Raw genomic sequence first — 19,804 nt, 5'->3', positions numbered from 1 at the left:
ATGAACATAAAAAACTACATAAACGGAAAATTCGAAGATCCAATAAAGGGAGAATATATTGATAACTACAATCCATCAATAGGAGAAATCTACGGACAAATACCAAATTCTTCAAAAGATGATGTAGAAAAAGCAGTTGAAGCAGCAGAAAAAGCATTTCCAAGTTGGTCAAACACAACTTTAGCAACAAGAAGTAAAATCTTGTCTAAAATTGCAGAATTAATAAAAGATAAATTAGAATTTTTAGCAGCAGCAGAATCAAAAGATAATGGGAAACCAATAAGTTTAGCAAAAGCAGTTGACATTCCAAGAGCTGCAGCGAATTTTCAGTTTTTTGCAAATGCAATTACGCAGTTTTCATCAGAAGCACATGAAAGTGTAGGTTTAAATGCGATGAATTTTACATTGCGTCAACCACTTGGAGTTGTAGGTTGTATTTCTCCATGGAATTTACCTTTGTATTTATTTACGTGGAAAATTGCTCCAGCGATTGCATCTGGAAATTGTGTAATTGCAAAACCAAGTGAAATTACACCAATGACAGCGTTTTTATTAGGTGAAATATGTAATGAAGCTGGTCTTCCAAAAGGTGTTTTAAATATTATACATGGTTTGGGAGCTTCAACAGGACAAGCAATTGTAGAACATCCTAATATAAAAGCAATTTCATTTACTGGCGGTACAGAAACAGGAGCACATATTGCCAGAATTGCAGCGCCAATGTTTAAAAAGTTATCTTTAGAATTAGGGGGAAAAAATCCAAACATCATTTTTGCAGATTGCGATTATGAGAAGATGTTAGAAACCACAGTACGTTCTTCGTTTGCGAATCAAGGTCAAATTTGTTTATGTGGAAGTAGAATTTTAGTAGAAGAAAAAATCTACGAGAAATTCAAAACTGATTTTATTAAAAAAGTCTCTGAATTAAAAGTAGGAAATCCATCAGAAGAAACTACGAATATAGGAGCATTAGTTTCTAAAGAGCATTTAGAAAAAGTAAAAAGTTATATAGATATTGCTGAAGTAGAAAACGCAAAAATTCTTTTTGGAGGTGACAGAGGCACAGTCAAGAATTGTGAAAACGGTTATTACTTACAACCCACAATTATAGAAGTTTCAGACAATAATTGCAGACTGAATCAAGAAGAAATTTTTGGTCCAGTTGTAACCATTATGTCATTTAAAACAGATGAAGAAGCCTTGCAATTAGCAAATGATGTAAAATACGGATTATCAGCAACTTTATGGACGAATAATTTAAACAGAACTATGCAGTTTTCTAAACAATTACACACAGGAATTGTTTGGGTAAATACGTGGATGTTACGTGATTTAAGAACAGCTTTTGGTGGCGCAAAAGATAGTGGAGTAGGAAGAGAAGGAGGTTTTGAAGCGTTGCGTTTCTTTACAGAGCCAAAGAATATATGTATACAGTATGAATAAAGAAATACGAGAAAAAATAATAGAAGTTTGTAACGAGAAAATCGCTAAAAAAGGAGATAATGTAGGTTTGTCTTTTTATGCATTTTTCAAAAATAAAAATGATAACCCAAAGTTATTATTAGAAGTTGCAACTTGGTGGATTGAAACCCATAAATTAGATCATTTCGAAAAAGCGGTTAAGATTAAGAAAATGATTACAGAAAATAAATAAGAATCAAGAAGAAAGATTCAAGAGAAAAGACGAGCAAGTCTCTTTTCTTGTTTCTTAATTCTAAAATCTATAAAATGAATTTAGAACTAAAAAACAAAAACGCTTTAGTTTGCGGAAGCACGCAAGGAATAGGAAAAGCGACAGCATTATTATTGGCAGAAGAAGGAGCTAATGTTACTTTACTTGCCAGAAATAAAGAAAAGTTACAATCAGTTTTAAAAGAATTATCAAATAACGGAAACCAGAATCACAATTATTTAATTGCAGATTTTTCGAAACCAAATGAGCTGAAACAAGTTTTAGAGAAGTCAGAACTACAGTTCCATGTTTTGATAAACAATACTGGAGGTCCAGCTGGAGGTCCAATATTTAATGCAAAAATCGAAGAATTTGAAAGCGCTTTTACGCAACATTTAAAGTGCAATCATATTTTGGTACAAGCAATTGTTCCGTTTATGAAAACACAAAAATTTGGTAGAATTGTAAATGTAATTTCAACATCTGTAAAACAGCCTTTAGATGGTTTGGGTGTTTCAAATACTATTCGTGGCGCAGTTGCAAGTTGGTCTAAAACCTTGGCAAATGAGTTGGGCGAATTCGGCATTACAGTAAATAATGTTTTGCCAGGAGCAACAGGAACAGAGCGTTTAAATGAAATTATTAAAAATAAAGCAAACAAAACAGGAAACTCAATTGAAGAAGTTTCTAAAAATATGATGAATGCTTCCCCAGCAAAACGTTTTGCAAAACCAGAGGAAATTGCCAATGCAATTGTGTTTTTAACAAGTGATAAAGCCAGTTTTATCAACGGAATTAACGTTCCTGTAGATGGTGGAAGAACAAAATCTTTGTAGTTTTTTTAGGAGCTATTTCCTGCTTTCACTACTCGCTTTTTTTCTGAAAAAGAAAAAAGAGCTCAAACAAACCGTTCAATCAGGGCTAAACTTGTTTGCAGAATTTAGTAATTAAAGGCAAACAAAAAGAGATTTTAAAAAGACATTAAAAATCAGTAATTTTAAAGTCAAACAATCAAAACATCCAATAATCTAAAAATCAATAAAATGAATTTAGTACAACCTTTAAATTTTAAAAAGTGGATTGATGAACATCGTCATTTATTAAAACCGCCAGTTGGTAACAAGCAAGTTTGGGATAATGGCGAATATATTGTTATGGTTGTTGGTGGACCAAATAATAGAAAAGATTATCATTATAACGAAACTCCAGAATTTTTCTATCAAATAGAAGGAGATATGATTTTAAAAATCATAGACGATAAAGGAGAAATGATTGATGTAGAAATTAACGAAGGAGATATTTATTTACTGCCAGGAAAAGTGCCACATTCGCCACAAAGAAAAGAAAATACAGTTGGTTTGGTAATTGAATATCCACGATCAGAAGGAATGTTAGATGCTTTAGAATGGTATTGCGAAAATTGTGGAAATCCATTATACAGAGAAGAATTTGCATTAGACAATATAGAAACAGACATGCCAGTTATTTTCGACAAATATTATTCCGACAAACAAAAATGTACTTGCGACAATTGTGGAACAGTAATGAAGAGCCCATCCTAACCTTCCCAAAGGGAAGGAACTCAAAACTGAAAGCATTGACCAAATTTAAAATTAAAAAAGTAATGTCAAATCCATTAGAAAGTAAAAATGTTCTCCCTTTGGGGGAAAGGGGGCTTCGCAAACTACGAATAAACGGACATTCACATTTATTGCCTTACCCAGAGCAAATTCCTCAATTTATGAAGGATAAAGAAATTTTTTGGGTAGATGATGAGCGTAAGCATATGTTACAAAAAGGTTGGAAAAGACCTGTAACAGATTCCAGTTTTTTCTTGGACGAGAAGTTACTTTGGATGGAGAAAAACAAGTTAGATCACGCAGTTGTTTTAAATCTTTCTCAATTATATGGAAATGGTTTGCGTTTGGAAGAAATGAAAAAAGCGTTGCGTTTTCAGAATGATTTTAATGCAAAAGTTCAGCGAGATCATCCAGATAAATTTACCTGTGGTTTTGTAGTGCATCCAGGTTTTATTTATGGAGCGTTAGACGAAATGAAACGTTGTGTAGAAGAATTGGGTTTAAAAGTTTTGTGTTTGCCAACGCATTTTATGGATTCAATTGGACAATGGAGATGCGTTTTTGATGAAGAAAACGATCGAATTTTCGAATTGGCAGATAAATACAAATTAGCGATTGAAATTCATCCTTATGATGGAGATAAAATGATAAAATTGGAAAATACCAATTGGCGTTTTCACTTAATTTGGATGTTGGCACAATGTGGAGATGCATATCATTTTTATACGTTAAACGGAATGCAAGAGCGTTTCAAAAATATTAGAACTTGTTTTGCACATGGAGGTCAATTAGCACAAATGAACTTGGGAAGAAGAATTCAAGGTTTTGATGGAAGACCCGATTTATTTGAAGGAAAAACGCATCCAAGAAAAGCAATCGGACATAAAAACATCTTTTTTGATACGTTAGTTCACGATACAGATTCTTTGCATTTGATGTTTAAAAGACAAGGAACAAGTCAGGTTTTAATGGGCTTGGATGATCCTTATCCTTTAGGAGAAATGGAAAGTGATGCACAATCTTCTTATCCTGGAAAAATTTTAGATTTAGCAATTGAAAGAAATATTATTACTGAAGTTGAAAAAGGGCAAATCTGGGAAGATAACGTTTTACAATGGTTGTTTGGTGATGATGAAAAAGCGAAACAAGATTTGGTTAATAAGATTTTAAAAGTATAAATGTCATTTCGACCTTGTGGAGTAATCTTTTAGTTTTAATAAAGAGATTTCTAAACTTTACTGTGTTTCGTTCGAAATGACAATTGTTAAAGTAGGCAGTCTTCAGTCAGATACTTGACTGCCAACTGAAGACTGCAAACTAATTTTATTTTCCACACTGCTTTAGCACTTCCAAAGCTCTCGATTCCATAAATTTTGGGTAAAACTCTTCTTCGATTTTTTCTTCTTTTCCTAATTTGATGGCTCTTTTAATTTCGTCACAATAAGGTTTTGTAGATTTTCCGAAAAAACGAGCTGCACCCATATTCCATTCTGCATTTCCCATAATTACTCTTGGATTGCTTGGTGCAATTGCTAATGCTTTTGCATATAATTGAGCATTTTTTCCAGATAATGTCATTCCGTATTTTTGTCCGTCAAAAGCAATATAGCCAGTATTTAATAAAGCTTGCGTGATTAAAATTTCAGGATTATTTTCTGAATTAGATTTTGCAACATCTAAAAATTCTTGTGCTTTTTTCAATTTGGTATTTAAAGTAGCTTCGTCTTTTAAACCAAAACTTCCTAAAATTTCTACTGTTGCAGCATAGTATGCAGGTTTCCATTTAGTAGGTTCTGCTTTCGAAATTCTTTCAAATAGTTGAGAAGCTTTTACCATTTCTCCTTTTTCCCAATGAGAAAAAGCTTTTTTCATTCCTGTTTGATATTTTGACTGTGCAGAGATAATTCCTGCAAATAATAACGCGATAATTAAGATTGATTTTTTCATGTTATAAAGTTTTAGTTGTTGACTTATATTTTTATTTGGATTGTTTTATTTTCTGACAATTGAAATTTAGCGTCTTTGTATTTTGGAGCGCCCATAAATCCTCTAGCATTGTTAGAACAACCATAGTCTTCTTTAGGTATTCCCAAGAAATTTGTGTCCATTTTATTGTTGTCATTTTCATCATGAAAAAAGGAAACAGCATATTCTCCTTTAGGAATTCCTGTTATAGTATAAGTCGCTTTTTTATCGGTAATTTTTGTTATTCCGTCTTTAAAACGTTTTTTTAAAAACTGACCTTCTTCGTTATACAATGCAATTAAAATTTTTCCTTTGTTAGAATCTAAACCAGAAATATTTATAGTTAAATCGTAAGTTTTTTCTTGTGCATTTGTTGTGAAAATTCCTCCGAAAATGATTGCTATTATTAAAAGTAATTTTTTCATAATTGTTTGTTGTTTTTGTTTGATGATGTAAATATCGTATGTTTTTTAAACTTTAAAACAAGAAACATACCGAATTGTAATTTTTTAATACTGAATTGTGATTTTATTAAGTTTCAAGGTTCTTTCTTTTAAATGTCATTTCGACTTTATGGAGAAATCTTAAATTTATGTTTAAGATTTCTCAATTCTACTTATTTGCTTCGCAAGCTACTTTCAATTAAAATAACTTTTAATTTCAGTAATATTTTAAAGGACAGTCTTTTTTTGATTATGGCAATTAGTTTGCAAACAAGTCTAGCCCAGATTGAAATGACATCCTTTTTGTTTTTTCAACAAAAAGATAAAATGGAAAGCTGGAAATAGCTCCTAATAATTATAAGTTATCTAATTGATTTGAGGTTTTATCGTCGCTAATTGTCCAGAAGAAACCTACGAAAAAGAAACTATCTGCATTGGGAATTCTTGCTTGTCTTTCGAAATTTCCATTCATGTTTGGGGTGTTTTTATAGTTATAACCAAAAATATTTTTTGTGCCTAAAACGTTGTTTACAGAGAAATATAATATTTTTTGTTGATCTAATAAATACGCCCAATTAAAACTTAAATTGTTGAAGTTTTTAGTCTGACTATTTAAGAAACCAGCTTTGTTCGGGTTTGTGTAAATTCTGCCAGAGGCAAATTGATAACTCAAACCAACCTGACTTTTCCAATCTGTAATAAAATGTTTGGCAACAACAGATAAGTTATGTTTCGATGCAAAATTTGGTCTTGCAGTATTTGGGTAATTTCTGTAGTCTCTTTCAGTATCTAAATAGGAGTAGGAAACCCAATAATCGGTATTTTTTATTTTGCCATTTTGTCTCCAAAAAACATCTATTCCTTTGGCAAATCCAGTTCCATTATTGTTAAAAGTTGAATTAAAATTAGGCTGATTATCATTAAAATTTGTTGAATTATTATCGAATTTTACCAAACTATTATAGTCTTTATAATAAGCTTCGATTCTAAATATTTGACCTTGTTTTACAGATTGATAATTGGCAATTAAATGCGATGTGTTTTGTGCTTTTAAATTTTGACTGAATTTTAAATATTCGTTATTCGGATTTTGGTAAAACTGACCATAAGCCAAAGAAAACTGCGAATTTTTACCTGATTTATAAGAAATTGAAGTTCTTGGGGAGATTGTAAATTCGTTTAACAATTCAGAATTTTCTGCTCTTACTCCAATTTTTGCAGCCAAGTTTTTCGAGAAGAAAATATCGGTTTCTATAAAAGAAGCAAAAATATTATTATCGAAACCATAATCGAATTTATTGCTGTTATTTGGAGTATAACTTTCGTCGTAATTGGTTATAAAATATTCTGCTCCAAAATTTAAACGAAATCTACTTGAAAAACGTTTTTTTAATTTGGCTTTAAAGTGGTACGAATTGTCGTTACTATTTATTTTATCCTCCATAAAATTAACATTCGTATTGTCGTTTGTGTAACTTAAAGCGGTTTCATATTTCCAATTGTTGCCAAATTTATTTTTGTAAGATGCATTAAAATATAAGTTTCTATTTTGCAATCCGAAACGCAAACCGTCATCAAAATTAATGTCATCTTGTATCACATCAAAATCTGAATAACTATATGCACTGTATAGTTTTAGCATAGAATCGTCTTTGAATTTTTGTCTAAAAACCATTTCTCCATTTGCAGATTGAAAAGGTTTATTCCACGTATTTCTATCTTTAAAAATGGCATTGTAAGGAGCTAAATTGATGTAAGAAGTATTAATGCTAAAAGAACTTTTGTCCCATTTTTGTGTGTTTCCAACTCCCAAACCAACAGTCATTAAAGAGATGTCTGTTTTTTCTTGATCTGGTTCGTCTATAGTTGTTAGTGATAAAACACTAGATAATGCTTGTCCATATTCAGCAGAATAACCACCTGTAGAAAACGTAATTCCTTGGAATAAAAATGGAGAATATCTTCCTCTTGTAGGAATGTTGTTTGTAGTTGGTGTAAATGGCGTAAAAACTCTTGCGCCATCAATAAAAATTTGCGTTTCTTCTGCTTCTCCACCTCTTACAAATAATCGTCCATCTTCGCCAACAGCAGCAGTTCCTGGTAATGTTTGTAAAGCGCCTACAAAATCGCCCAAAGCACTTGCTGTGGTTACAATATCCATAGGTTTTAAAACGGTTACTTTGCCTTTTTCTCCAGCTTCAAAAGTTCCTGCATTTATTACTACTGCATCTAAAGAATTTACATCATCTCGCAATTTTATTTTTAAATTATTTAAGGTTTTTACATTTGCCGTTTTTGTATAAGTTTCAAAAGAAACAAAGGAAATTACCAACGTTTGATTTCCTGATTCTTCTGTTTTGAAACTAAATTCCCCTTTTTCGTTTGTTGAGGTTCCATCGTAAGTGCCATCTAAATAAACGTTTGCTCCTAAAATAGGATTGTTTTTAGAATCTGTAACTTTTCCTGAAACTGTGGTTTGTGCAATTAAAGAAAATTGGCAAAGTGTAATTAATAAAAATAGAATACGTTTCATCGTTTTAGTTTTTTTATGGTACAAAGATGAAATAGTTTGTTGCTGAAAAATAAAAACAAATACCGAGTTGTAATTTTTTTGTGATGAATTGTAGTAAGATTATTTTGTTTTAAAACGTAAAACTGTTTTTAATTTTTCTGTTGCAACTTTCCTAAAATCAGATAGATAAATCTCTCTATGAAGTTTAGATTCTCTTTCTAAACCTTCTTTTTTAGCAAATTCTTCCATAATTTTAAAAGTGGTAGCTTCATTGTCATAAGAGCCAATGTGTAACATTTGTATACAAGAACCTTCTTCTATTTTTTCGAACTTTACTTTTTCAATTAATAAATCTGGTTTTTTAATTTTTACTTTTTCAATTACTTCCAAAGCATATTTTTCTGTTACAAAATTTGGTTGACGAATCATTAAAGTGAAAACTAATTCGTCTTTATTTATGGGTAAATTTGGGTTGAAGTTTTTCTTTGCTTCATCAGAAATATCCCAAACACCTTCCAAAGGATATACAGTGTAATCGTAATAATCTTCTAAAACAGGATTCTTTTTTAAACCCATTTTTATTGCATAAGAAAGCGCATATAAAGGAGCTATATAATCTGCAAAATGAGGATTATTTGGGTTTCCTTTTCCGGAAATCGTGAAAAAGCTATACTCAGGAACTTTAATTATTTCTGGCTTTGCTTTAGGAACATATACATCTTTTTCCTTTTTTCTCCATTCGTGTTTCATCATTTAAAAAAATAAAATTTTATATAATAGGAATGCATAAATCTACAATAAACTTATTTTCTGGATGTTCAGCAGCATTATTGTAATAAATTTCGAAAGGAGCAGTTTCCGATTTTTTGTACCCTTTTTCTATCATCCAAGCAAAAGAAGATTCCCAAGCTTGTTGGAATTGAAAAGGAGTAATTTCGAAACGAGAAACAATACATTTAGTTGGTGATAAAATTTTTAAACTCACTTCTCCATCAAGTTCTATAGGATCATTTAAAATGATGCAAGCACTCATTCTTAAGTTATTTGGATTCGTAATTTTAGGACTGTCGTGATAAATTGTTAACATTCTTGTCTCTTCATTAATCAATCCTTTTTGAGTTGCCCATTTTACTAATTTATTGTAAACACTGCCAATTGCTTCCATTTTTCCTTTGTGAGAAATATATGCTAAATCTAATCTTGGAATTTTTTTAATTTCTGTTTTTGCATTCATTTGTAACCAATTTAAAGCGTTATTAATATTGCAAATATATTGTTCGAAAGTAATTTTTACTTGTCCGTTTTTGCTTTCTGTTTTGCAAATCTTGCTAAATTTATCCGGACTTTCTTCTTTAAATTGATTTGGAGAGATGCCATAAAACTTTTTAAAAGCTTTCGAGAATGAAGACAAATTACCAAAGCCAACTGCCTCTGCAACTTCTGTAATTGTTTTCTCTTTTTGATGTAATAGAGAAGAAGCTGCACTTTCAATTCTTTTTCTAATGATAAAATTATTTGGAGTTTCTTCTACTACTAAAGAAAATAAACGATGAAAATGAAAAGGAGAAAAATGAGCTTTTTCAGCAATAATAGTTAAAGTAAGTTTGGTGTCTAAATTTTCTTCAATAAATTGAATTGCAACATTTAATCGAGCAATATTTTCTTTAGCTATTTTTGAAGTTTTCATGTATCAATCTTTTGAAGTTGGTAGAATACAATTCCGCCTGCAAAGTATAAAAGAATATCTATATAGTCTTTGGTATATCTTGCTAAATAATTTGGGAAAACGAATTCGAAAAGAAGGCTATATAAAAAACAGAGATATAAAATTATTAAAAAAGGAATTTTATAATTCGGATTGTTTTTAGTCTGTTTTAAAACCTGTAAACAAAGAAATAAAACGATTGGAATGATTAGAAAATCATTCACGTAAAAACGAACAAATTGAGGTAATTGAACATTGAATAAAGAAGAAAAATAAATAAAACTTCCTAAAAGGAAGGAGAAAAGAACATATTTAAAGAGTATATTTTTCATGCTAACCAGCTGCAACCATTGCTATAAACCAAGCCAAACCTGCGCCAATTGCACTAACCACCATAATTGCAGAGTATAAAATCCAACCTGCAATTCTATATAAAAAGTTAGGATGTGCTTTTAAACGTTCAGCTAAATTCGGATTTTCTTTTTCGTAAATAGCTTCTTCTATTCTTTTTTGTTTGCCAGCTTCCGCTTTAATTTCTTGTTTTTTCTGATGAGAAATTAACGTATTACAATTCGTACAATACTCTTTATTTGTATTGAAGGTTCCACAATTTGGGCATTTTATGATTCTTTTTCCACTCATAATTGCTCTCTAAAAGAATACTTGTTTTTCTTTTTATAAGGACGAATTATTAAACGTGTTTCTCTATCGAAACGAATGTAATTATATACCCAATTTAGAAATACAATGGCTTTATTTCTAAAACCAATTAAAGAAAAAAGATGTACAAACATCCAAACAAACCAAGCAAAAATTCCTTGAAATTTCCATTTTGGTAAATCTACCACTGCTTTATTTCGTCCAATTGTAGCCATGGAACCCTTGTCGTTATAAACAAAAGGTTTTTGTTTTTTGTTGAATAATTTCCCTAAAATATTTTTCGCAACTAATTTTCCTTGTTGAATAGCAGGTTGTGCCATCATTGGATGTCCATAAGGTGTTTTTTCTGAAGACATGCAAGCAACATCTCCAACTGCGTAAACATTATCGTAATTTAAAACTTTGTTATATTCATCAACTTTAATTCTTGCAGCTCTTTCTATAACACATTCTGCGTTTAAACCTTCAATGGTTTGTCCTTTAACACCTGCAGCCCAAATAACAGTTTCCGCTTTAAAATGATCTACTCCATTTGTGGTAACCGTTTTTCCATCGTAATCTAAAACACGTAAATTTTTCCAAACATTTACACCCAAATCAATTAGAAAATCCTCTGCTTTTTCGGATGCTTTAGCACTCATTCCTTTTAGAATTTCTCCAGAACTTTGTATCAGGTTTATTTGCATTTGTCTGATGTCTAAATCAGGATAATCTTTTGGTAGAATTCCCTTTTTCATTTCTGCTAAAGCACCTGCTAATTCCACTCCTGTTGGTCCACCACCAACAATAACAAAGTTCATTAACGCGTTTCTTTCTTCAAAGTTTGATGTTAATAAAGCCTCTTCAAAATTCTCTAAAATTAGACTTCTAATATTCAAAGATTGTGGAACAGATTTCATTTCCATTGCATATTTCTGAATATTGGTATTTCCAAAAAAGTTGGTTGTAGAACCAGTTGCAATTATTAATTCGTCATATTCTAAGTCTCCAATTGAAGTTTCAACCAGATTTTTTTCAGGATTTATTTGTACAACTTCTGCCAATCTAAAATAGAAATTATCTACATCGTTAAAACGTTTTCTTAATGGAAAAGCGATGGAATCTGGCTCTAAACCTCCTGTAGCAACTTGATATAGTAAAGGTTGAAATGTGTGATAATTATGCTTATCAATTAAAACAACTTGCAATTCTTGTTTTTCTAATCCTTTTGCAGCAGCTAAACCTGCAAATCCTCCACCAATAATTACAACTCTTGGAAAACTAGTTTGTGGAATGTTCATATCAGATTTTTGGATTGTTAGATTTTAGAGATGCAAATTTACTGAAAATGAATTTATTTCTGCATTCTTTTAATCTCTTGTAGTGTTTTATTTGAATTGATAAATTCAGTAATAACTTTAAAACGTAATTCTTCAATTTCTAAATCGAAATACTTTGCCCATTTATCATCTTTAAATAAATGCGTTATTTGTTTTATTCTTTGTTGTACTTCAGAAAATGAAAACAAATGATTAGTAGTGTCGTTATTTTTATGCTGAAGTTTCGCTGTTTTATTTTCAAAATTTACATCAATAAGAAATATTTTTTCTTTTGAATTGATAGGGTAGAAGTCACTCCATTTTGCAAAACCAATTACAATATTTTGATTTTTGTAATTATCAGCAACAATTAATTTCCATCTACAATTGGCAACTCTTCCCCAATGATTCGATTTTCTATACACACCTTCATCAGTATAAAAATACATACTTTCAGATTTACTTTTATAGTTTGTGTTTTCTGGAAATTGAAAGTCATCAACTTGTTGAAATTCACAAAAAGTATGTTTAAAGAAATTGGTTTTGTTGTAGGTTTTCAAAAGAAAATAGATTGAATTAAAAAACGCAACCAAATTAATGATTGCGTTTTAAATATTTATAGAAAATTAAATTTCTTTTTGTGTGTGGATACCTGTTTTCACAGGTATAATCGATTCACACAAAATTTCTAATGAAATTTTGGCTCTCTGCTTACTTTACTTCTTCGAAATCTACATCTTCAACATTGTCTCCTTGAGCATCTGCTTCTGGTGCACCTTGCTGTTCTGCTCCAGGATTTGCTCCTTCAGCACTACCTTGTGCAGCATACATCTCTTCAGATGCAACTTTCCAAGCTTCGTTAATAGTTGCTAATGCAGTATCAATTTGTGCTAAATCTTTAGATTCGTGTGCAGCTTTTAATTCAACTAAAGCAGCTTCAATTGGGGCTTTTTTATCATCAGATAATTTGTCTCCAAATTCTTTTAATTGCTTTTCTGTTTGAAAAATCATAGAATCTGCTTCATTGATTTTTTCTGCAGTTTCTTTAGCAGCTTTATCAGCATCTGCATTTGCTTCAGCATCTTTTCTCATTTTCTCGATTTCTTCTTCAGATAATCCAGAAGAAGCCTCAATTCTAATTTCATGAGATTTGTTTGTTCCTTTATCTAAAGCAGAAACTTTAATAATACCATTTGCATCAATATCGAAAGTTACTTCAATTTGAGGAATTCCTCTTTGTGCTGGAGGTAAACCATCTAAATGGAAACGACCAATTGTATTATTATCTGCAGCCATTGCTCTTTCACCTTGTAAAACGTGAATTTCAACAGAAGGCTGGTTGTCTACAGCTGTAGAGAATACTTGCGATTTTTTAGTAGGAATAGTAGTGTTTGCATCAATTAATTTTGTGAAAACATTACCCATTGTTTCAATTCCTAAAGATAAAGGTGTTACGTCTAATAACAATACATCTTTTACATCTCCAGATAAAACACCACCTTGTATAGCAGCTCCTAAAGCAACAACTTCATCAGGGTTTACACCTTTACTAGGTGCTTTTCCAAAGAATTTTTCAACAGCTTCTTGTACAGCAGGTATTCTTGTAGAACCACCAACTAAAACTACTTCATCAATATCAGAGATTGTTAAATCTGCATTTTTTAATGCAGTTTGACAAGGCTCTATTGTTCTCTTTACTAAATCGTCTATTAATTGCTCGAATTTAGAACGAGATAAAGTTCTTACCAAGTGTTTTGGGCCACTTGCAGTAGCAGTAATATATGGTAAGTTAATTTCAGAAGAAGTTGTGCTCGATAATTCGATTTTCGCTTTTTCTGCAGCTTCTTTTAAACGTTGTAAAGACATTGGATCTTCTCTTAAGTCCATGTTTTCATCCGCTTTAAATTCTTCAGCTAACCAGTTGATAATTTTTTCATCAACATCATCTCCACCTAAATGTGTATCTCCATCAGTAGCTAATACTTCAAAAACACCATCTCCTAATTCTAATATAGAAACATCATGTGTTCCTCCACCAAAATCAAAAACAACAATTTTCTTATCGTCGTTAGATTTATCTAATCCATAAGCTAATGCAGCAGCAGTAGGCTCGTTTATAATTCTTCTAACTTTTAAACCAGCAATTTCACCAGCTTCTTTAGTAGCTTGTCTTTGTGCATCGTTAAAATATGCAGGAACTGTAATTACTGCTTCAGAAACATCAGCACCTAAATAATCTTCTGCTGTTTTTTTCATTTTCTGTAACACCATTGCAGAAATTTCTTGTGGCGTATATAAACGACCATCAATATCTACTCTTGGTGTGTCATTATCTCCCTTAACTACTTTGTAAGGTACTCTTTTTACTTCTTTAGAAGATTCAGAGAATTTATTACCCATAAAACGTTTAATAGAATAAACTGTTTTTGTTGGGTTTGTTACTGCTTGTCTTTTTGCAGGGTCACCAATCTTACGTTCTCCTCCTTCAACAAAGGCAACAATAGATGGTGTCGTTCTTTTTCCTTCTGAATTAGGTATTACAACTGGCTCATTTCCTTCCATTACAGAAACACAAGAGTTTGTTGTACCTAAATCGATTCCAATTATTTTACTCATAATACTTATTTTATAATTTTAAATTCGTTTTTCAATTTTACAATTAGTGTTAGGCAAACTGTGTGCCAACCGTTTTTTCTTTGGAAAATGTCAGTTTTTGAAAATAATATTCAAATAATATGTGACATAATGACACAATATGTTGTCTAAATCATTGAATAGAAGAATATTTGAAATAGCGAATTATTTTCATATATTTGGAATGTTCTTTTAGAATTAAAATTTAATACAAACAATTAAACCACAAAAAATCATGAGTAAATTCGACGAAAAAGTAGCATTGTACAAGAAGTTTATGGACGATAGAAACTTTCGTTCTAATGACGATTTATTAGCTGCTGTTACAAAAGGTCTTGGACCATCAATCTACAAAGCAGATGCAGAAACTGTTTCTGGTTCTGATGCAAAAGAATTAGCTACTGTAAAAAATAATTTTTTAATTAAGAAATTAGGTTTGGCAGATAGTAAAGAATTAGATGCAGGAATTGAAGAAGTGATGGAAAGAATTGGAAAATCTGAAAGAAAAAAATACAGAGCAGTAGTGTATTATATGTTAGTTAAAAAATTCGATAAAGAGTCGGTTTACGGAATGTAAAAAGAAATTCTTTTAAATTATATAAAAAAATCCAGCTCATTGAGTTGGATTTTTTACATTTACAGTAAATATTTTAATCATTTTTACGAATGTCGCAATTTATAAGTGTTTTTGATATGTTGAAGATTGGTGTAGGTCCATCAAGCTCACATACATTAGGTCCTTGGCGAGCTGCAGAAGCTTGGGTTCAAAAAATTAAAGAAAACAAAAAGTTCGATTTAATTGATGAAATTAAAGTCGATTTATATGGCTCTTTATCTTTAACAGGAAAAGGCCATGCTACAGATTTAGCTATTCTTTTAGGTTTAAGTGAAGCAGATCCAGAATATGTGCCTATTGAAGATGTTTTTATAATTGTTGATAGAATAAATACACAAAAAGAAATTCTTTTTAAAGGAGGGAAATGCGTTACTTTTCCTGAAAATTCAATTCGTTTTAATCGAGATTTTTTACCTTTTCATTCCAATGGTATGACGTTTAGAGGTTTTTCTAAAGGTGAAGAAATCTCTACCCAAACCTATTTTTCTATTGGTGGAGGATTTATCGTTCAAGAAAATGATAACTTAGAAGAAGAAATAGAAATCAATAAAAAGAATTTTCCTTTTCCTGTAAATAGAGCAATTCAATTAGAAGAATATTGCGAAAAAAATAATTTATTAATTTCTGATATTGTTTTAAGAAACGAATTAGAGTTAAGAGACGCAAAAGAAATTGATTTCGAGTTAAACAGAATTTGGGAAACCATGTTAGAATGTATGTACATTGGTTGTCATACAGAAGGAAAACTTCCTGGAGGTTTAAATGTGAAAAGACGTGCTTTTGACACACATGTTAAACTTATAAAAGATACTTCTTATACAAACCCAAAAGAATGGATTACTTCTATTAGGAGTACAGAAGTAAAATTTCGAGAAATTCTTAAATGGGTGAGTTGTTTTGCGCTTTCTGTAAACGAAGTAAATGCTTCTTTAGGAAGAGTGGTAACTGCACCAACAAACGGAAGTGCAGGTGTAATTCCTGCAGTTTTAATGTATTATTTGGTAATTGAAAATCATGATGCAGATTTCGAACACGTTAAAAAATTCTTATTAACAGCTGGTGAAATTGGCAGTATTTTCAAGAAAAATGCCACAATTTCTGCAGCAATGGGAGGTTGTCAGGCAGAAATAGGAGTTTCTTCTGCAATGGCAGCAGCTGCTTTAACAGAATTATTAGGTGGTTCTCCTGCACAATGTTTGGTTGCAGCAGAAATTGCAATGGAACATCATTTAGGTTTAACTTGCGATCCTATTGGTGGTTTGGTTCAAATACCTTGTATCGAAAGAAATGCAATGGGCGCAATTAAAGCAATTAATGCAGCAGAAATGGCTTTAGAAACGGACCCAAAAGATGTAAAAGTTCCTTTAGATAAAGTAATTGATACGATGTGGGAAACTGCAAAAGACATGAATAAAAATTACAAAGAAACTTCTGAAGGTGGTTTAGCAGTTACTGTTAGAATGGTGGATTGTTAATTCAGTAGGCAGTTTTCAGTGGCAGTTTTTAGTTTGTGCTTTATTGCGAAGTGCAAAGCAATCTGTATTTAAATAATCAACTATAAATTTTAGTGAGTAGTCAGTATTTTAAAAGTGAGCAACTGCCACTATAAACTGCGACTGCCAACTAATCTACCTCGTAAAAACCAATTCAAATTCTGATGACATTTCTTCCGAAAAACCATATTTTTCAACATTAAAACCTTTTAATTCTTCTAAAGTTTTTACATTATTTTCTATAATATATCTAACCATATATCCACGTGCTTGTTTAGCATACGTCATTATAGTTTTGTATTGTCCGTTTTTAAAATCTTTAAAAACTGGTGTAATCATTGGTACTTTTAAAACTTTTTTAGGCAAAGCTTTAAAGTATTCTGTACTTGCTAAATTGATTAATAATTCGCCTTCTTCTAATTCTTCGTTTAAAGAGTTTGCCAAAGTATCATCCCAAAATTTATACAAGTTTTCTTTTCTACCAACTTTAAGTTTTGTCCCCATTTCTAATCTGTAAGGTTGAATTAAATCCAAAGGTTTTAATAAACCATATAATCCAGATAAAATACGCAAACGTTCTTGCAATAGAGGTAATTTTTTTTCATCAATAGAATTTACATCAATTCCTTGAAAAACGGCTCCAGTAAAAGCATAAATGGCTTGTTTTGCATTTTTCTCTGTAAAAGGCGTTTCCCACTCTTGGTTTCTTTCGTAATTTAAAGAAGCTAAATCATTAGAAATTGACATTAAATCTGCTAGTTTCTTTTTTGAAAGTGTTTTTAGTTTTTTGTTTAGTTTTTCTGAATATTCTAAAAAACGAGGCTGTGTATGTAAACTTGTAGGTACTTTACTTTCGAAATCTAATGATTTTGCTGGAGATATAATTATTTTCATTTCTATAAAATTGAAAAGATATGTGTTCTTAAATTCAACCTTAAAAATACAAAGGAAACCTCTATTTCTTCAATAAAAATTGATTTTATATTTATTATTGTATTGATAAAATTTATGTATATTTCTTATCCTCAATACAAAAACCAATTAATGAAAAATAATTTATTAAAATACAGAGAAAGTAAATTTGGTGTTTTCTTAATTAAACACAAAAAGTATGCTCCTCTTTTATTTTTTGTTGCTGGTTTTACTTGGGATTCCCTTACTTTAGGAAGAATTGATAGATTGTATGACATCGTTATTTTATGTACATATATGACATTACTTACTTTAAGTATCTATTTTTATAATTTGGTAGATAATGAGAAATGGAAAAATAAATTTATAAAACGATATGGTAAATATTTACCATTGGCAATCCAGTTTTTTTTAGGTGGATTGTCTAGTGCATATGTAATTTATTTTTCGAGAAGTGTTTCAATTTCTAAAACAGCTTCTTTCTTTTTAATTTTGATATTTCTTTTAATCGCAAACGAACTTTTTAAGAAAAGAATTTCAAATAAATATCTTCAGTTCTGTGCTTATTTCTTTGTTAATTTTACGTTTTTAAGCTTTTTTGTTCCTGTGATTTTAAAAGAAATGAACACAACTATTTTTATGATTTCAGGAGCATTAAGTGTTGCTTCTACGTTATTTTTAATTGTTTTGGTTTACAGAAGTAGTGCATCCACAAGAACAGAAATTGTAAAATGGAAAATGTTTGGAATGATTTTAGGAATTTATCTATTAATTAATGCTTTTTATTATTTTAGATTGATTCCTCCTGTTCCTTTAGCCTTGGATAAGGGTTTAATTGCACACAATATTACTAAGAAAAACGACAAATATATTGTGACTTATGAAGTAGACGATTGGTATGTTTTTTGGCGAGATCATAAAATAGATTTTAATAGAAAATCGAATAAACCAGTTTATGTTTTTACATCCGTTTTTGCACCAACAGATTTAAAAAAGAAAATTTACCATGTGTGGAAATGGTATAATCTAGAAACTAAAGAATGGAAAACTTTAGATAAAATTGGTTTCGAAATTGTTGGAGGAAGAGATAGTGGTTACAGAGGTTATAGTTATAAAAATAATGTAATTGATGGAGAATGGAAAGTTGAAGTTGTAACCGAAGAAAATTTAGTTTTAGGAGTGGTCGATTTCAATATAAATGTTAATGATACAAAGTCAAAACCTCACATTGTAACAAGAATTTTTTAATTCAACCTTTTTTCAAAATATTTTTTTAAGAATACAAGTTGAAATAACAACATAAATCCGAAGAAAAATACAGAGTAAAAAACGGTATTAGAAATTGTAATTCCTTCAAATACATTCAAACTTTGAAATTTTTCTAAAAAAGAGAAATCTATTTCAGGATAAGTTATTGCATTTTCTTTAGAATTAGTAAAAGATAAAAATAAAACTGCAAATACTGAAGCAGCGATTAAAAACCAACCTTTTTTAGAAATTAATGCGGAAGTTTTGAAGACAGCACTTCTTTTTTCTTCGTTAATTGTATTCATTATAGAAGATGTAAAATCTGCTGGTGCTTTTTCAAATTCGATTTCTTTTACATATTTTTTTGCAAAAGCATCTAATTCTTCTATGTGTTTATTTTCTCCCATAATGTGCTATAGTTTCAGGCTCAAAAGTTTTTTTAACAATCGTTAATAATTTCTTTCTACCCCTATGTAATTTCACTTTTATATTTGCTTCCGATAACGAAGTTACTTCAATTATTTCTTTCAAACTTAATTCTTTATAATAAAATAGCCATAAAATAGAGCGCTCGTCTTCAGGTAATTGTAATAAACAAATGTCCATTATTTTTGCGCGTTCTTTTCTTTCTAAAGTCTGTAAAGCATTGTCTGTAGATTCTATATGGTTTAAAGTAATTTCATTTAATTCAAACGAGTTTGAATGGTTTTTATTTTTCTTAAGAGCATCTAAGCAAGTATGGTAAGTAATTCTGTACAACCAAGTAGAAAATTTAGAATCTCCTTTAAATTTTCCTAAATTTTTAAACGCTTTTATAAATGTATCTTGACTTATCTCTTCTGCTTCTTCTCTATTTTTAGTCATTTTTATTGCCAACGAAAACACCAAATCTTTATAGGTGTCTATCAATTCTGAAAAGGCGTTTGTATTTCCCTTTAGAATTTTATTTATAATTAGTTGGTCGTTGTTAGTCATTTTATACTTTGACTGCGCATCTAATAAATAGGTTACACTTTTGTTGAAAAAAAATAATTTTAATTTTTTGTAACCTTATCTCAAAAGTAAT

21 protein-coding genes are annotated in these 19,804 nt (G+C 30.4%); 8 read left to right on the top strand and 13 right to left on the bottom strand.

Annotated features, from left to right (window positions below; translation table 11 throughout):
* The 5 genes from H9I45_RS07180 (at window position 1) to H9I45_RS07160 (ending at window position 4,430) form a co-directional block, all read left to right on the top strand.
* Window positions 1–1,443, top strand: coding sequence for an aldehyde dehydrogenase (locus H9I45_RS07180; RefSeq protein ID WP_088354672.1), 1,443 nt, complete (start codon window positions 1–3; stop codon window positions 1,441–1,443).
* Window positions 1,436–1,654, top strand: a complete 219-nt coding sequence (locus H9I45_RS07175; RefSeq protein ID WP_088354671.1) for a DUF6500 family protein — start codon at window positions 1,436–1,438, stop codon at window positions 1,652–1,654. Before H9I45_RS07180 ends, H9I45_RS07175 begins: the two co-directional genes overlap by 8 nt.
* 74 nt (window positions 1,655–1,728) lie before the next feature.
* Window positions 1,729–2,508, top strand: a complete 780-nt coding sequence (locus tag H9I45_RS07170; RefSeq protein WP_088354670.1) for an SDR family oxidoreductase — start codon at window positions 1,729–1,731, stop codon at window positions 2,506–2,508.
* Between the two features lie 207 nt (window positions 2,509–2,715).
* Entirely contained in the window at window positions 2,716–3,234 is a 519-nt protein-coding gene (locus H9I45_RS07165) for a 3-hydroxyanthranilate 3,4-dioxygenase (RefSeq protein WP_088354669.1), read from the top strand.
* A gap of 62 nt (window positions 3,235–3,296) precedes the next feature.
* Window positions 3,297–4,430: an amidohydrolase family protein gene (locus H9I45_RS07160; protein ID WP_088354668.1), complete on the top strand. Its 1,134-nt coding sequence runs from the start codon at window positions 3,297–3,299 to the stop codon at window positions 4,428–4,430.
* Window positions 4,431–4,575: 145 nt separating this feature from the next.
* Here H9I45_RS07160 and H9I45_RS07155 read toward each other — a convergent pair whose 3' ends face one another.
* The 10 genes from H9I45_RS07155 to dnaK form a co-directional block, all read right to left on the bottom strand.
* The gene (locus H9I45_RS07155) at window positions 4,576–5,199 is read right to left on the bottom strand and encodes a hypothetical protein (protein WP_088354667.1); all 624 of its coding nucleotides are present in this window, start codon (window positions 5,197–5,199) and stop codon (window positions 4,576–4,578) included.
* A 23-nt stretch (window positions 5,200–5,222) separates the two neighbouring features.
* Window positions 5,223–5,642, bottom strand: coding sequence for a DUF2141 domain-containing protein (locus tag H9I45_RS07150; RefSeq protein WP_088354666.1), 420 nt, complete (start codon window positions 5,640–5,642; stop codon window positions 5,223–5,225).
* 373 nt (window positions 5,643–6,015) lie between these two features.
* The gene (locus H9I45_RS07145) at window positions 6,016–8,193 is read right to left on the bottom strand and encodes a TonB-dependent receptor (protein WP_088354665.1); all 2,178 of its coding nucleotides are present in this window, start codon (window positions 8,191–8,193) and stop codon (window positions 6,016–6,018) included.
* Between the two features lie 99 nt (window positions 8,194–8,292).
* Window positions 8,293–8,925 carry a GyrI-like domain-containing protein gene (locus H9I45_RS07140; protein ID WP_088354664.1) on the bottom strand — a complete coding sequence of 211 codons (633 nt, stop codon included), beginning with the start codon at window positions 8,923–8,925 and terminating at the stop codon, window positions 8,293–8,295.
* A gap of 16 nt (window positions 8,926–8,941) precedes the next feature.
* Complete coding sequence (locus tag H9I45_RS07135) at window positions 8,942–9,859, bottom strand: AraC family transcriptional regulator (protein ID WP_088354663.1); 918 nt, start codon at window positions 9,857–9,859, stop codon at window positions 8,942–8,944.
* The gene (locus H9I45_RS07130; RefSeq protein ID WP_140422765.1) at window positions 9,856–10,209 is read right to left on the bottom strand and encodes a hypothetical protein; all 354 of its coding nucleotides are present in this window, start codon (window positions 10,207–10,209) and stop codon (window positions 9,856–9,858) included. Before H9I45_RS07130 ends, H9I45_RS07135 begins: the two co-directional genes overlap by 4 nt.
* 1 nt (window position 10,210) lies before the next feature.
* Entirely contained in the window at window positions 10,211–10,519 is a 309-nt protein-coding gene (locus H9I45_RS07125; protein ID WP_088354661.1) for a hypothetical protein, read from the bottom strand.
* On the bottom strand, window positions 10,516–11,817 hold the full coding sequence (locus tag H9I45_RS07120) for an NAD(P)/FAD-dependent oxidoreductase (protein ID WP_088354660.1): 1,302 nt from the start codon (window positions 11,815–11,817) through the stop codon (window positions 10,516–10,518). Before H9I45_RS07120 ends, H9I45_RS07125 begins: the two co-directional genes overlap by 4 nt.
* A 53-nt stretch (window positions 11,818–11,870) precedes the next feature.
* Entirely contained in the window at window positions 11,871–12,395 is a 525-nt protein-coding gene (locus H9I45_RS07115; RefSeq protein ID WP_088354659.1) for a hypothetical protein, read from the bottom strand.
* Window positions 12,396–12,546: 151 nt separating this feature from the next.
* Complete coding sequence (gene dnaK, locus H9I45_RS07110; protein WP_088354658.1) at window positions 12,547–14,451, bottom strand: molecular chaperone DnaK; 1,905 nt, start codon at window positions 14,449–14,451, stop codon at window positions 12,547–12,549.
* Between the two features lie 253 nt (window positions 14,452–14,704).
* Between dnaK and H9I45_RS07105 the strand changes: the two genes are divergently transcribed.
* Window positions 14,705–15,046 carry a DUF2853 family protein gene (locus H9I45_RS07105; RefSeq protein ID WP_088354657.1) on the top strand — a complete coding sequence of 114 codons (342 nt, stop codon included), beginning with the start codon at window positions 14,705–14,707 and terminating at the stop codon, window positions 15,044–15,046.
* Between the two features lie 89 nt (window positions 15,047–15,135).
* Complete coding sequence (locus H9I45_RS07100; RefSeq protein WP_088354656.1) at window positions 15,136–16,560, top strand: L-serine ammonia-lyase; 1,425 nt, start codon at window positions 15,136–15,138, stop codon at window positions 16,558–16,560.
* Window positions 16,561–16,713: 153 nt separating this feature from the next.
* Here the strand turns inward: H9I45_RS07100 and yaaA are convergent, their stop codons facing one another.
* Window positions 16,714–17,472, bottom strand: coding sequence for a peroxide stress protein YaaA (yaaA, locus tag H9I45_RS07095; RefSeq protein ID WP_088354655.1), 759 nt, complete (start codon window positions 17,470–17,472; stop codon window positions 16,714–16,716).
* A gap of 150 nt (window positions 17,473–17,622) precedes the next feature.
* Here yaaA and H9I45_RS07090 point away from each other — a divergent pair, with 150 nt between their 5' ends.
* The gene (locus H9I45_RS07090) at window positions 17,623–18,738 is read left to right on the top strand and encodes a DUF2914 domain-containing protein (RefSeq protein WP_088354790.1); all 1,116 of its coding nucleotides are present in this window, start codon (window positions 17,623–17,625) and stop codon (window positions 18,736–18,738) included.
* Here H9I45_RS07090 and H9I45_RS07085 read toward each other — a convergent pair.
* Window positions 18,735–19,145, bottom strand: coding sequence for a hypothetical protein (locus H9I45_RS07085; protein WP_088354654.1), 411 nt, complete (start codon window positions 19,143–19,145; stop codon window positions 18,735–18,737). The two genes, H9I45_RS07090 and H9I45_RS07085, sit on opposite strands and share 4 nt — an antisense overlap.
* Entirely contained in the window at window positions 19,132–19,713 is a 582-nt protein-coding gene (locus H9I45_RS07080; RefSeq protein WP_088354653.1) for an RNA polymerase sigma factor, read from the bottom strand. The genes H9I45_RS07085 and H9I45_RS07080 overlap by 14 nt, the downstream gene beginning before the upstream one ends.
* Window positions 19,714–19,804 lie beyond the last annotated feature (91 nt).

Source organism: Polaribacter haliotis (assembly GCF_014784055.1).
Lineage (GTDB): Bacteria > Bacteroidota > Bacteroidia > Flavobacteriales > Flavobacteriaceae > Polaribacter > Polaribacter haliotis.
The sequence above is the reverse complement of the archived record's forward strand: the minus strand, read 5'-3'. Positions and strand labels throughout refer to the sequence as shown.